Origin of the sequence: Streptomyces sp. R28 (assembly GCF_041052385.1) — a bacterium.
Taxonomy (GTDB): domain Bacteria; phylum Actinomycetota; class Actinomycetes; order Streptomycetales; family Streptomycetaceae; genus Streptomyces.
This window is the reverse complement of the sequence record NZ_CP163439.1, coordinates 10309526-10323301: the sequence shown is the minus strand read 5'-3', so window position 1 is coordinate 10323301 and position 13776 is coordinate 10309526. Positions and strand designations below refer to the sequence as shown.

The following is a 13776-nucleotide window of genomic DNA, read 5'->3' as shown; positions in this document are numbered from 1 at the left end:
GTTGTCGGCGGTATGACACTCCGTCAACGGTCCGGACGGTCACCTTTCGACTGCGGCGCCGTTGTGGCTGGTCGCGCAGTTCCCCGCGCCCCTTGGGGGCGCGGCAGAACCGTCTGTCCGGACTGTGGCGTAGTTCAGGTAGCGGGTACCTCCAGCTTGCTGATCCGTATTGCCCCGCGAGCCTCCCCGGGGTGAGCGCTGGTCAGGGTCAGTCGAAGGCGCGAGCCGCGTGCGGCGGCGAAGGTGATGACCGTCGGTGCGTCCGAGGCGGTGGCCCACTCCACGGTCGCGCCCTCCACCGGCACGTACCGTCGGCCGTCCCACACATCGGCCACGACCGACGCGGGCAAGGTGTGTGTGGCGTCCACTGTGAAGGAGACCTCCATCCGGTCGAAGGTCCGCGTCCGGCCGAAGTCCACGGAGACCCAGTCCTCGGGCCGGGCTCCGTCGAAGGCCGGCAGCAGGGCCGTGGCCGCCTTGAGGAAGCCGTTGGACCAGCCGGTGGCCGGGTCGCCGTCGAGCATGGCGGCCGGGAGGGTGTCCGGGCGGCCGGAGTAACTGGCGTCCGCGTAGGGGTGGTTGGAAGGTGCCAGATAGTCGGGTTCGAACTCCGCGGCCGGCGTGAGCACGGCGGACCGGGCGTGGGTCGTCCGCACGGTCACGCTGCCCGTCCGCAGGCCCTCGGCTCGTGCGGTCACCTTCAGGGCGCCCGCCTTCGTGCCCGAGCGTATGATCGCCAGCGCCTTGCCGTGGAAGACCGTACGCGTACTGGCCTGGTACCGCTCGGCGCTCTCCTCCCGTCCGTTGTCGAGTCCGGCGAGCGAGCCGCCCGTCACCTCGAAGGTGATCAGGTCCGCGGCGTCGGGCACCACCACACCCCGGGCGTCGACGACCTCGGCGGTCACGAAGGCCAGCGAACGGCCGTCGGCGGCAAGGGACTTGCGGTCGGCGGTGAGCCGTACGGCCCTCGGTGCACCGGCCGTGCGCAGCACATCGGTGGCGACCACCTTGCCGTCCCGTCGGGCCACCGCCTTCAACTCCCCTGCCCTGTACGGAACTTTCCAGGTCAGATGGAGCTTGCCCGCGCTGCCGTTCGGGCTGGTGTAGCTGCCGGGGTAGGGACCGTCGGTGAAGGTCTTGTCGTCGCCGGTCGCCTCGGTCGTCTCCAGGTAGGGCCGGCCGTCGACGGTCTTCTTGGTGTCGAACGTCCGCGCGCCGAGGGACTCTCCGTTGAGGAAGAGCTCGACGGTGTCGACGTTGGAGTACGCCCACACCTCCACCGTGTCGCCCTCCTGGTGATTCCAGGTCATCGGCAGCAGATGGACCATCGGCTCGTCGACCCACTGGCTCCGGAACAGGTGGTACATGTCCTTCGGGAAGCCGGCCGTGTCGACCGCGCCGAAGAAGGACGCCTTCACCGGGAACACGTCGTACGGCGTGGGCTCACCGATGTAGTCGATGCCCGACCACAGGAACTGCCCGGCGAACCACTTACGGTCCCGGTCCTTCTTGTGCCCGTACTCGCCGCTCATGGTCCAGGAGGCGAGGTTGTTGTCGTACGACGAGGTCGACCGCTTGCCCGGCGTGTGGTTCTCGCCGGTGTTGAGGCGCTCGGGCTCCTGGTAGGCGCCGCGTGTGGAGGTCTCGGAGGACGACTCGGACTCGAAGAGGAACAGGTTCGGATAGCGGGCGTGCAGGGCGTCCACCGACTTGGCGGTGTTGTAGTTGAGGCCGAGGCCGTCGAGCTTGGCCAGGATCAGGTCGCCGGGGGAGCCCGGGGCGGGCACGCTGCGGTGCCGGTGGGAGCCGATGACGACGGGGCGGGTGTCGTCGGAGGCCTTGATGGCGGCGATGAGCCGGTCGGCCATGGCGAGTCCGGAGGCCGAGGTGAACTCGGAGACCTCGTTGCCGATCGACCACACCAGGACGGCCGGCGAGTTGCGGGCCGCCAGCACCATCTCGGTGATGTCCTTGTCGGCCCACTCGTCGAAGAAGCGCCCGTAGTCGTAGCGCGTCTTGGGCGAGCGCCAGCAGTCGAAGGCCTCCACCAGCATCACGATGCCCATCTCCTCGCAGACCCGGATCATCTCCGGGGAGGGCGGGTTGTGGGAGGTGCGGAAGGCGTTGACGCCCATCGACTTCATGATGGTCATCTGCCGACGGATCGCGTCGATGCTGACGGCGGCACCGAGGGCGCCCAGGTCGTGATGGAGGTCGACACCCTTGATCTTGCTGTGGGCGCCGTTGAGGTGGAAGCCCTCGTCGGGGTCGAAGCGGAAGGTGCGAAAGCCGAAGGTGGTGCGGTAGGTGTCGGTGGTTCTCCCGCCGACGCGCAGTTCGGTCTTCAGGGTGTAGCGGTGGTGCGGGGTCTCGAAGTCCCACAACTTCGGGTCGGCAACGGTGAGTTCGTGGGTCTCGGTCGCCTTGTCGGTGACGGCGACCGTGGAGGACGTACGGGCGACGGTACGGCCGCCCGGATCAACGATCCGCGAGACGACCTCGACGTCCGTGCCCCCGCCGAAGGCGTTCACCACCGCGGTCCGCACTCGTACGACGCCCCGCTCCTCGGTGATCTCCGGCGTCGTGACGTACGTGCCCCAGCGCTCCACGTGCACCGGCTCGGTGACGACGAGGCGGGCCTCGCGGTAGATGCCGCTGCCCGAGTACCAGCGGCTGCTGGGGAGGCGGTTGTGCACCTTGACCGCGAGCACGTTCTCGGTGCTGCCGTCGGTGTGCACGAGGTCGGTGAGGTCGTAGGCGAAGCCGGTGTAGCCGTAGGGGTGGCGGCCGACCTCCTTGCCGTTGCAGTAGACGTACGAGTCCATGTAGACGCCGTCGAACTCCACCGATATCCGCTTGCCGACGAGGCCGGGCGGCAGGGTGAAGGCGAGGCGGTACCAGCCGAGGCCGCCGGGGAAGAAGCCGGTGCCGCTGGTGGTGCCGTGCTCGGTGGTCGGCGCGAACTCGATGCTCCAGTCATGGGGCACCGCGACCTCGCGCCAGCCCGAGTCGTCGTAGCCGGGCTCGGCGGCGCCCGCGTACGCGCCGGTCGGGTCGGTGAGGCCGCCCGGGTTCACCAGGGCGAAGCGCCAGCCGTCGCGCAACGCCACCGTGCGGCGGCCGGACCCGGCACCCATGGATTCGGCGGCCTCGGCGGCCCGTGCCGTCGCGGTGGTCAGCAGTGCTCCGGCCGCCGGGGCGGCCGTGGAGGCGAACAGTAACGATCTTCGAGTGACTGTCATGGGCGGCTCTCCCTCATCAGGGCGCAGAAGTACTCACAACTGATCGTGAACAAACAGATTCTGACGGGGCGGCACGCCATACCGTCAAGGGTGCACGCGGGAGTTCCGGGGTGCGGGGGCAGCCGACGCACTAGCCTGGAACGATGAACCCGGAGTATCCGTTCGACGACGCCGCGACAGCCCGGGCCGTCATCGACGACGACGGCAATCTCGTCGAGTGGAACGCCGGGGCCGAGCGGCTGCTGGGGCACCGGCCCGCCGAGGTCGTGGGGCGGCCCGCCGTGGATCTGCTGGCCGGTGCGGGACAGAGCGGATCCGTCGCACCGGAGGGCGACCGCTGGGACGGCACCGTCACCCTGCGCCGTCGCGACGGCGGCGTGGTGTCCGTGTGGCTGCTCGCTCACCGCCTCCGGCCGAACGCCGACGGCCCCGACCGCTGGCTCGTGGTCACGCCGCTCGAAGGGGCCGGCCCGAGTTCGCCCGACGACCCGCTGGACAACATCGGTCTCCTCGAATCCCCCTGTGCCATCGCGATCTACGACGAGCGGCTGCGGCTGCGCCGGATCAACGCCGTCATGGCGGAGGTCCTGCGGCTCTCCGAGGAGCATGTGCGCGGGCTGCGGGCGCCCGAACTGACCGGCAGAGCCCAGAGCACGGACATCGAGCAGCATCTCCTTCGCGTGCTCACCACCGGCCGTGGCACCGACGTACGGACGTACGTTCCGGTCGGCGGGGACAGAACGTACGCCTGGCTGGCCCGCATGGCCCCGATCACCGACGGCGAGGGGCGGGTGCACGGCGTGTCCGTCGCCGCGCACGACTTCACCGAGCACTACCTGGCCCAGGAGCGGTTGCAACTGGTGAACGAGGCCAGCGTCCGTATCGGCACCACCCTGGACGTCACCCGGACGGCCGAGGAGCTGGCGGACATCTGTGTTCCCGCGCTCGCCGACTTCGTGAGCGTCGACCTGCTGGACCCTCCGGAGCCCGGCGGCGAGCCGCCCACAGGCAGGCTGAGCGCCCCGGTCAGCCTGCGCCGGGCCGCCCACCGGTCCGTCAACCCGGGCAACCCCGAAGCCGTGGCCGAGCTGGGACGTGTGGATGTGTATCCCACCCCGTCACCCCAGGCCGACGCGCTGCTGGCGGCCCACACCATCGTGGCCTCGACGTCGACCGGGGACCTCGCCCAGTGGCTCGCCTGGGACCCGGCACGCGCCGCGCGGATCAAGGAGTACGGCATCCACACGACGATGTCCGTACCGATCCGGGCCCGCGGCACCACCCTCGGCGTCGCCGTGCTCACTCGGTTCAAGAACCCCGCCCCCTTCACCCCCGACGACGTGCTGCTGGCCGAGGAGATCACGGCACGCGCGGCGGTCTGCATCGACAACGCCCGGCGCTACTCCCGCGAACGTGAGACCGCCCTCGCCCTGCAACGCAGCCTGCTGCCCCGGTCCCTGCCGCGCACCGCGGCGTTGACAGCGGCATCCCGCTATCTCCCGGCGGCGCGGTCCGGGGTGGGCGGCGACTGGTTCGACGTGATCCCGCTGTCCGGGATGCGGGTGGCGATGGTCGTCGGGGACGTCGTCGGCCACGGCGTGGCGGCGTCGGCCACCATGGGACGGCTGCGCACGGCGGTGCGCACTCTGGCCGACATCGACCTCGCGCCCGACGAACTGCTCACCCACCTCGACGACCTGGTCGTACGCCTCTCCGAGGAGGCGGGCACCGACGGCAGCCCGGGCGAGGTCGGCGCCACCTGTCTGTACGCGGTGTACGACCCGGTCTCCCGGCGCTGCACGCTGGCCCGGGCCGGCCACCCCTCGCCCGTCATGGTGCCGCCGGGCGGCGAACCGGAGGAGATCGAGCTGCCCGCCGGGCCGCCGCTCGGTCTGGGCGGGCTGCCGTTCGAGTCCGCCGAGCTCGAACTGCGCGAGGGCACCGTGCTCTCCCTCTACACCGACGGCCTGATCGAGAGCCGCGAGCGTGACGTCGACACCGGTCATGCCCTGCTCCGCGAGGCACTCTCGGCCTCCTCCGGCTCGCTGGACGAGACCTGTGACCACGTCCTGCAGGCCCTGCTCCCGCCGGGCGGCCCCGCCGACGACGTGGCCCTGCTGCTGGCCCGTACCCAGGGACTGCCCTCCTCGCAGGTCGCGACCTGGCACATCCCGGCCGACCCCGCGCTCGTCGCGCCCATCCGCAAGCAGGTCATGGAGCAGCTCGGCACCTGGAACCTGAGCGAGGCGTCGTTCACGGCCGAGCTGGTGGTGAGCGAGCTGGTGACGAACGCCATCCGCTACGGCACCCCCGGCATCCGCCTCCGGCTGATCCACGACGCGGCCACGCTGATCTGCGAGGTGTCCGACACCAGCCACACGGCACCGCATCTGCGCCGCGCCAAGATCTTCGACGAGGGCGGCCGCGGCCTGCTGCTGGTCGCTCAGCTGACCCAGCGCTGGGGCAGCAGACACACGGCGGACGGCAAGACGATCTGGGCGGAGATCGGGCTCCTCGACGAGGAGTGAGCAGTCGGCGGGAGAACATTGAGTACTCGGCGGCAAAACGGGGATTCGTCACCAACATGGGACGTGCACGGGCATTCCAGCCCTTACAGCGAGCGACCCCCCTGGTGAGCGCCGTCGCGCTGGTGGCCCTGCTGGCCGCCTGCGACAACGGCGCCGACTCGTCGGGCGCTGTCCAGACACCGGCCGGCACGAGCAGCCGTACGACCGAACCCGGCACCGCCGGCAGCGGGAAACCCACGACCGAGCCGAGCACGGCCGGCACCGGGAGCCCCGCGACCGAGTCGACCGGCTCCACCACGCGGTGCCACACATCCGAGCTGCGCGCCGCCATCGGCCGCCCCAGCCCGGGGGCCGGTCAGCGGAACTTCCCGATCGTGCTGACCAACACGGCCGACCGGACCTGCACCGTGCGCGGCTATCCGGGCGCCGCCTTCGTCGACGCGTCCGGCAGGCAACTCGGCCCGGACCCGAAGCGCTCTGCCGACACACCCACCACCGTCACACTGGCCCCCGGCCGCAGCGCCTGGGCCGGGCTGACCTTCGCCAGCCCCGAGATCAGCGGGGCCCGTACGGCCACGCCCAAGGCGCTGCTCGTGACACCGCCGGACGAGCGGGACTCGATCGAGGTGGCATGGACGGCCGGTGCGGTGCCCGTGGCCGGAAACGAGTCCTCGGTCTTCGTGACCGTGGTCCAGCCCGGCACTGGCGGTTGATCACTCCCGGCCGGGGGCGCTCGCAGTGCTCTTACCGCAGCCTGTTTTCATGGGCGGGCACGTCTTCGATCACGTCTTGAAGGACCCGCTCTGAACGCCCCGCTCGCCGAAGCACTGTCCGTGGCCCTGCTCATCGCCGTACTGCTCGGGGCCGTTCTGCGCCCGTTCGGCCTTCCGGAGGCCGCCGTCGCGGTACCGGCCGCCGGGGTGGCGATCGCGACCGGGGTGATCTCGCCGGCGCATGCCTGGGCGGAGGTGGAGCGGCTCGGGCCGGTGGTCGGTTTCCTCGCCGCGGTGCTGGTCCTCGCCCACTTCTGCGATGTCGAGGGGCTCTTTTGGGCCTGCGGGGCCTGGATGGCCCGCTGGTCGGCGGGGTCTCCCGGACGGCTGCTGACCGCGGTGTTCGCGCTCGGCTCGGCGATCACGGCCGTGCTCAGCCTGGACGCCACGGTGGTGCTGCTGACGCCGGTCGTGCTGGCCACCGCCGCCCGGGCGGGCGTCCGCGCCGAACCCCACGTCTACGCCTGCGCGCACCTGTCGAACACGGCCTCGCTGCTGCTGCCGGTGTCCAACCTCACCAACCTGCTGGCGTTCGAGGCGAGCGGGCTGAGCTTCACCCGGTTCGCGGCGCTGATGACGCTGCCCTGGCTGGCCGCGATCGGCGCCGAGTACCTGGTCTTCCGGCGCTGGTTCGCCGACGAGCTGATGGCACCGGTCCAGGCGCCCGACGCCGGCAAGGCCCCCGAGCTGCCGCTGTTCGCGCTGGTCACCGTGGGCTGCACGCTGGCCGGGTTCGTCGTGGCCTCGGCGGTGGGCGTCGAGCCGGCGTGGGTGGCGCTCGCGGGGGCGCTGGTGCTGGCCGGGCGGGCGATCGTACGGCGCCGGGCCTCCCCGCTCACCGTGGTGCGGGCCGCCGCACCCGCGTTCCTGGCGTTCGTGCTCGCGCTCGGTGTCGTCGTGCGCGCCGTGGTCGACCACGGGCTCGCCGACGCGCTGCGGCAGGTACTGCCGGACGGCTCGGGCCTGGCCGCGCTGCTCGGCATCGCCGCGCTGGCCGCCGTACTGGCCAACCTGATCAACAACCTGCCCGCCGTGCTGGTCCTGCTGCCGCTGACCGCCCCGGCCGGGCCCGGCGCGGTGCTCGCGGTGCTGCTCGGGGTGAACATCGGCCCGAACCTGACGTACGCCGGCTCGCTGGCCACCCTGCTGTGGCGACGCATCGCGCACCGGCACGGGCACGAGATCGCCGTCGGCGAGTTCACCCGGCTCGGGCTGCTCGCGGTGCCGGCCGCCCTTGTCCCGGCCGTGGTGGCGCTGTGGGCGTCACTCCAGTTCGTCGGGGGCTGAGTCTTAGCAGACCGGCCGCGCGAGCCGGGCAGCGATCAGCCGGGGCGGCGATCAGCGGTCAGCCGCGACCGCCACCGCCCTGGCCGTAACCGCCATAACCGCCGTACCCGTATCCGCCATATCCGCCGTACCCGCCATACCCTCCCCCGCCGTACCCCCCTCCACCGGACCCGCCGTACTGGCCGTCCGACGAGCAGGAGTAGGGGTAGTAGTAGCAGTACGAGTCGGTCGGGTACGGGCTCGCCGGGGTCGGCTGCGCGGTCGACGGGGTCGCGGACGGCGTCGGGGTGGGCGTCGGTGTCTTCGACTGCTTGGGCGTGGGGGTCGGCGTGGGCTTCGGCGTCGTCAGCTCCGGAGTACGGGCGACCGTGTCCCAGTTGACCGCCTCCATCTGGAGTTCGGCCTTCGATGTGTCGATCACCCAGTGCTGGGCGTCGCCCTCGTCGTCACGGGTCTTGAGGACCAGGGATCCCGAGCCGTCCGTGGCTGCGGGGCTGAGGGCCAGTTCCTGGTTGAAGCGAGGCACCAGAGTGCCCTGGAGGGTGAAGTCGTAGCGGACGTTCTTGGTGTCGGAATCGGAGGCACCCGCGCACGGGGCCAGCCGGACCGAGTAGCCGAGGTGGGAGTCGAGGCACAGATCGGGCTCCGCGCCGCTGCGCAGCAGGCCGTCGGTCTCGTCCGCCCACTGCTGGTCTGCCGCCGAGGAACAGGTGGCGAGCTCGGTTTCCGCGTTCTTGACGGCCTTCCCGCCGACGATGCCGACGCACAGCCCCGATCCGATGTTGTAGAGGCGGCCCCGCAGATCGCCCTTCGCGGCCTCGGCGGCGCCCGCCCAGGACGGGTTGCTGCTGGCGGAGCCCTCGTTCGAGCCGGACGCTTCGGAGGGGCGGTCGCCCGCGGTCGGAGCGGAACCGTCTCCGGAGCCGATGACGGACCCGACGACGAGCGGGAGGACGACCAGGGCACAGACGGTGGCGACGGCCGCGGTGAGGTTGCGGCGCCGGGCGGCGCGGCGGGTGGCCTTGAGGGCGGCGCGGCCGGAGAAGCCGCGCGGGGCGCCCGGACCGGGAGCGGTGCCGGCGTCGGTGCGCGGGGCGGTCCGGCGTGCGGTGCGGCGTGCCCGCCGAGGGCCCGTCCGTGCGGGCGGGGCGACCACGTCCGCGGCGGAGAAGGGCCGGCCCGCCGGGGCGGGCGCCCCTTGAGCGGGCGCGGGAGGCTCGCTCCCGGAGGCGAAGTCCTCTGCCGCAGGCGCGCGACCCTCGTCCGCGAAGGCATCCGCGGCAGGGGCAAAGGTGCCGGCCTCGGAGAAGAAGGACTCGCCCGCGATCGCCGCTGTCGGCGCCGGCCCGGCCTCGGCGGGCTTCTCGGCCTGGCTCGCTCTCGCCTCCAGATAGGCTCTCGCGCCCCAGCCGAGCACCGCCTCGGCCAGTGCGGCACCGAGCCCCGCGTTGAAGAAGCGCAGCTGGCCCGCGGTGTCGCTGCAGTGCCCGCAGCGGTCCAGGTGCTCGCGCAGGTCGGGGTCGACGTCGACTGAGCCGCGCCGGCAGGTCACGTCCAGCATCCGCAGGTAGCGCCGGCACTCCTGTTCCGGGGCGAGTTCGCGGTGGACCTGGAGGCACTCCTCGCGCAGACGCTCGTCGGCCCGGCCGAGTTCGACACGGGCGTCCTCCTCGTCGAGGCCGAGGAGTCCGGCGGGTATCGCCAGGGGTTCGGCCTCGACCTCGCTGTGCCACAGCAGGCAGCGGGCGGACTGGGGCAACCGCTGGAACGCACCGGACAGCAGGCGGCGGTCGGCCGGCGGCAGCAGCCGGGCGGAGAGGCGCTCCCCGCTGCCGGGCTCCGTCCGCAGCTCGGGGTGGAGCAGTTCCTGTCGGCGGTCGGTGTCCCACTCCGCCGCGATACGGCGCACGGTGACGAGCAGTTGGGGACGCCACGCCGCCGTCGGTCCGGTCTGCCGCAGTGTCTCGCCGAAGAGCCGGGTGAATGCCGCAGTGGTGAGCATGCCGGCGGAGCGGGCGTCCGCGGTGCACAGCCGCGCGTAGGCGAAGCCTGCTTCCCAGTGCCGGTCGAGGAGTTCACCGACGGGGTGGAGTGCCGGTGTCGCCCCCGTCCACTTCTTCAGTTCTGCGCTCAGCTGAGCGTCGGTCACTTCGAAGAGGCGGGCGTCGCGAGGGGAATTCGACAGGCCTGCGTCATGCACGACGGCATTCCTCCGGAGGGCATGCGGCTTAAATGGTTCATACCAACGAGTATGCTCCGGGCGCGGCTCTTGTGAAGCATGGGGCGTGTGGGAGCGAGGCACACCTTTGCACAGGTCAGCCACAGGGAACAAGCGATTCCAGTTTTTTGTGCATTACGCGTACGGCAATCAGTATTTGACGATTGGTCAACAGCCGATCGCAGGCATTACGGCACATCAGCAGGGCAATGGAAATGGTATTCACTCAACGCTCTTCGGGGCGCCGTGAAAACCATTGAACGGCCGCGTCCCCACCTTTTCACCTGGTCATACGGGCACACGCGCCTACACCCGGCCTTCACAGTTCATGCGCCAACCATTGGGCCACTCGCCCGGTACGCGCCGGGCGGCATCCCGTACCGTTCGCGGAACACCCGGTTGAAGTGAAACGGGCTGGCGAACCCGGAAGCGGCTGCCACGCGTTCCACGGACAGGCCGGTGGTCTCCAACAGCCGGGCGGCGTGCCGCAGACGCGCCTCGCGCAGCGCGCGCATCGGTGACTGCCCGAGTTGCCGGGTGAAGAGGTGGGCGAACCGGGAGGGCGAGAGCGCGACGTGCTCGGCGAGCGAGCGCACCGAGTGCGGGGCACCCGGATCGGCGGCGATCAGCGCCTCGGCCCGGCGCACCCGGTCGTCGACGCCGGGGTGGGACGGGGGCGTCCGCGCGGTGCCGGCGGTGAGCAGGACGACCTCTTCCAGTGCGCACAGGGCGAGTTCGCGGGCCGCGGTGCCGTGCGCCACCGCGACCGGCTCCTCCCCCGGCGCCGACGCGGGCGGCGCGCCCGTCCCCGTCCAGCGGGCATCGGCGAGCATCCGGCGGAAGGCCGCCTCGACGCGGCCGTGCACCGCGTCCGGCGTCGGCGTGACGGCGTACATCCCCTCACCGGTGTCGTACGGGCGCAGCCAGGACTGCCAGGAGGAGCGGGCCTGGCAGTGCACCCACCAGAACTCCCAGTGCCGTGCGCCGGGTTCGACGCCGTAGCCGTGCGGGACGCCCGGCGCTAGGACCACCAGATCCCCCGCCCCGGCCCGCGCCTCGGTGCCTGCGTGGCGCAGCCTGCCCCGTCCGCCGGTGGTCCAGGTGAACAGCCAGCTGTCCGCGCCGCGCGGCCGGTCGATGCCGTACCCCGGCGGCTGGTCGAAGTGCCCGACCACCACCAGGCCCGGCGGCGGGGCGGGATCGCCGGGGGCAGCAGTCTCGGGCAATCCGTCAGCGCTCACGGTCATCCTCCTGGGGCGGGCATCGGCCTAGCGTGGCCGGGTGAGCGCACCTGACCGAGGAGTGGACGCATGACAGCCACGGACATCGGCGCCACCGGCGCCCCCATCCTGCCCGAGACCGGGCTCCGCCAGTTCCGCGACGACGGCTTCACGGTCGTACGCGGACTGTTCGGCCACGACGAGATCGACCGGCTCCGCGAGCGGTTCGCGGCGCTGCACGCGGCCGGGCCGGTGCCCGGCCACTTCGAGCCCCGGCCGTCGGACGGCGACCCGCTACGGGTGCATCCCCGGGTGATGCAGCCGCACGAGATCGACGAGTTGTCGCTGCGGGTCCTCCTCGACGCTCGGCTGCGCGGTGTGCTGGAGGTGCTGCTCGGGGAGGAGGTGCTGGCCGCGCAGAGCATGTTCTACTTCAAGCCGCCCGGTGCCCGGGGGCAGGCCCTGCACCAGGACAACTTCTATCTCCGCGTCGAGCCGGGCACGTGTGTGGCGGCGTGGATCGCGTGCGATGTGATCGACCGGGACAACGGTGGCCTCGAAGTCGTCCCCGGCACCCACGCCATGGACCTGTTCTGCCCGGAGACGGCGGACGCCGACGTGTCCTTCGCGCGGGAGTACGTCCCGCCGCCGCCCGGCCTGGAGGCCGTACCCGTCGACATGGAGCCGGGGGACGTCCTGTTCTTCAACGGCAGCCTGGTGCACGGCTCGCAGCCCAACCGTACGGAGGATCGTTTCCGCCGGTCGTTCATCGGGCACTACGTGGGGCGTTCGACCGAGCGGATCGGCGAGTACTACCGCACGCTGACGATGAGTGGCGGCCGCGTCCCACTGCCGCACAGCGAGGGCGCGGGGCCGTGCGGCACGGAGTTCGCACCGCACGGGCCACACTGATCCGTCGGCGGCGCCGGTCAGTGACCGATGACCGGATGCGGGGCGTACGGCTGCTGGAGCTCCTCCAACTCCTTCTCACTGAGCTCCAGTTCGACCGCGGCGGCCGCGTCCTCGATGTGGTGCGGCTTGGCGGCGCCGATGATCGGGGCCGCCACCGTGTCCTGGTGCAGCAGCCAGGCGAGGGCGACCTGGGCGCGCGGGACGCCGCGTGCGTCGGCGACGCGGGTGACGGCCTCGACGACGGTGCGGTCGCTGTCGACGTACAGACGGCTGCCGAAGTTGTCGCCCGCGCTGCGCTCGGTGACCGTGCCCCAGTCCCGGGTGAGTCGGGCGCGGGCCAGCGGGCTCCAGGGCAGCACGCCGACGCCCTGGTCCGCGCAGAGCGGCAGCATCTCGCGCTCCTCCTCGCGGTAGAGGAGGTTGTAGTGGTTCTGCATCGAGACGAACTTGGTCCAGCCGTGCCGCTCGGCCGTGTACTGCATCTTGGAGAACTGCCAGGCGTACATCGAACTCGCCCCGATGTAGCGCACCTTGCCCGCCTTGACCAGGTCGTGCAGGGCCTCCATCGTCTCCTCGACCGGGGTGTGCGGGTCGAAGCGGTGGATCTGGTACAGGTCGACGTAGTCGGTGCCGAGGCGGGCGAGGCTGTGGTCGATCTCGGACATGATGGCCTTGCGGGAGAGGCCGGCGCCGTTGGAGCCGGGCCGCATCCGGCCGTTCACCTTCGTTGCGAGCACGATCTCGTCCCGGTGGGCGAAGTCGCGCAGCGCCTTGCCGACGATCTCCTCGCTGGTGCCGTCGGAGTAGACGTTGGCGGTGTCGAAGAAGTTGATCCCGGCGTCCAGCGCCTGCCGGATCAGTGGCCGCGACGCCTCCTCGTCGAGGGTCCACTCGTGCACGCCGCGGTCGGGGAGCCCGTAGGTCATGCAGCCCAGACAGATCCGCGACACGTCCAGGCCCGTCGAACCGAGCTTCACGTACTGCATCGTTGCTGCTCCTGCCTTCGGGGTGGGGTATCAGGGGGAGCGTACGTGGTCGGGTGCGGGCGAGGCCGGTTCCGTCACCGGTCCAGCAGGTCCAGCGCCCGCTCCCACCCGAACTCCGGGCGCCTGCCGTCCTCCCCCACCTCGCCGGCGTACGGCTGCCCGAAGCGCACGCCCATCCCCCGCAGCCGTATCAGGCTGTCCTGGTACGCGGGATGGGCGGCCAGCGCGTCGGCCACGCAGGGCAGGGCGGCGATGGGGACACCGAGGCCGTACGCCTCGCACAGGGTGCCCAGGGCTAGGGTGTCGGCGATACCGGCGGCCCACTTGTTGATCGTGTTGAAGGTGGCCGGGGCGACGACGACCGCGTCGGGTTCCGGGAAGGGCCGTGCTTCACCGGGGCGACGCCAGGCGGAGCGGATCGGGCGGCCGGTCTGCGCCTCGACGGCGGCCGTGTCGAAGAAGCCGTTCATGGCGAGCGGCGTCGCGATGACCCCGACCTGCCACTCGCGCTCCTGCGCGGCGGTGATCAGCTTGCCGACGTCCGTGGCGATGCCGGCGGCGCATACGACGACGTAGAGAAAGGGCGCTCGCTCGTCCTGTTCGGTCACCC

General features: G+C 71.6%; 9 protein-coding genes. 4 read left to right on the top strand and 5 right to left on the bottom strand.

From position 1 onward, the window contains the following. Positions 1–134 precede the first annotated feature (134 nt). Complete coding sequence (locus AB5J49_RS45065) at positions 135–3242, bottom strand: glycoside hydrolase family 2 TIM barrel-domain containing protein (protein ID WP_369174656.1); 3108 nt, start codon at positions 3240–3242, stop codon at positions 135–137. 143 nt (positions 3243–3385) lie between these two features. Between AB5J49_RS45065 and AB5J49_RS45060 the strand changes: the two genes are divergently transcribed. The 3 genes from AB5J49_RS45060 (at position 3386) to AB5J49_RS45050 (ending at position 7830) form a co-directional block, all read left to right on the top strand. After that, entirely contained in the window at positions 3386–5770 is a 2385-nt protein-coding gene (locus AB5J49_RS45060; protein ID WP_369174655.1) for a SpoIIE family protein phosphatase, read from the top strand. A gap of 56 nt (positions 5771–5826) precedes the next feature. Then, entirely contained in the window at positions 5827–6483 is a 657-nt protein-coding gene (locus AB5J49_RS45055) for a DUF4232 domain-containing protein (RefSeq protein ID WP_369174654.1), read from the top strand. 120 nt (positions 6484–6603) lie between these two features. After that, positions 6604–7830: an arsenic transporter gene (locus tag AB5J49_RS45050; RefSeq protein WP_369174653.1), complete on the top strand. Its 1227-nt coding sequence runs from the start codon at positions 6604–6606 to the stop codon at positions 7828–7830. A 58-nt stretch (positions 7831–7888) separates the two neighbouring features. Here AB5J49_RS45050 and AB5J49_RS45045 read toward each other — a convergent pair whose 3' ends face one another. Both AB5J49_RS45045 and AB5J49_RS45040 read right to left on the bottom strand, forming a co-directional pair. Beyond that, positions 7889–10030, bottom strand: coding sequence for a ricin-type beta-trefoil lectin domain protein (locus AB5J49_RS45045; RefSeq protein WP_369174652.1), 2142 nt, complete (start codon positions 10028–10030; stop codon positions 7889–7891). 344 nt (positions 10031–10374) lie between these two features. Further along, on the bottom strand, positions 10375–11295 hold the full coding sequence (locus AB5J49_RS45040) for a helix-turn-helix domain-containing protein (protein ID WP_369174651.1): 921 nt from the start codon (positions 11293–11295) through the stop codon (positions 10375–10377). Between the two features lie 63 nt (positions 11296–11358). Here AB5J49_RS45040 and AB5J49_RS45035 point away from each other — a divergent pair, with 63 nt between their 5' ends. Then, positions 11359–12180 carry a phytanoyl-CoA dioxygenase family protein gene (locus AB5J49_RS45035; protein WP_369174650.1) on the top strand — a complete coding sequence of 274 codons (822 nt, stop codon included), beginning with the start codon at positions 11359–11361 and terminating at the stop codon, positions 12178–12180. A 17-nt stretch (positions 12181–12197) separates the two neighbouring features. Here the strand turns inward: AB5J49_RS45035 and AB5J49_RS45030 are convergent, their stop codons facing one another. Further along, entirely contained in the window at positions 12198–13166 is a 969-nt protein-coding gene (locus tag AB5J49_RS45030; protein WP_369174649.1) for an aldo/keto reductase, read from the bottom strand. A gap of 74 nt (positions 13167–13240) precedes the next feature. Continuing rightward, positions 13241–13774 (bottom strand): flavoprotein, encoded by a 534-nt coding sequence (locus tag AB5J49_RS45025; protein WP_369174648.1) that lies wholly within the window; start codon positions 13772–13774, stop codon positions 13241–13243. Positions 13775–13776: the final 2 nt, after the last annotated feature.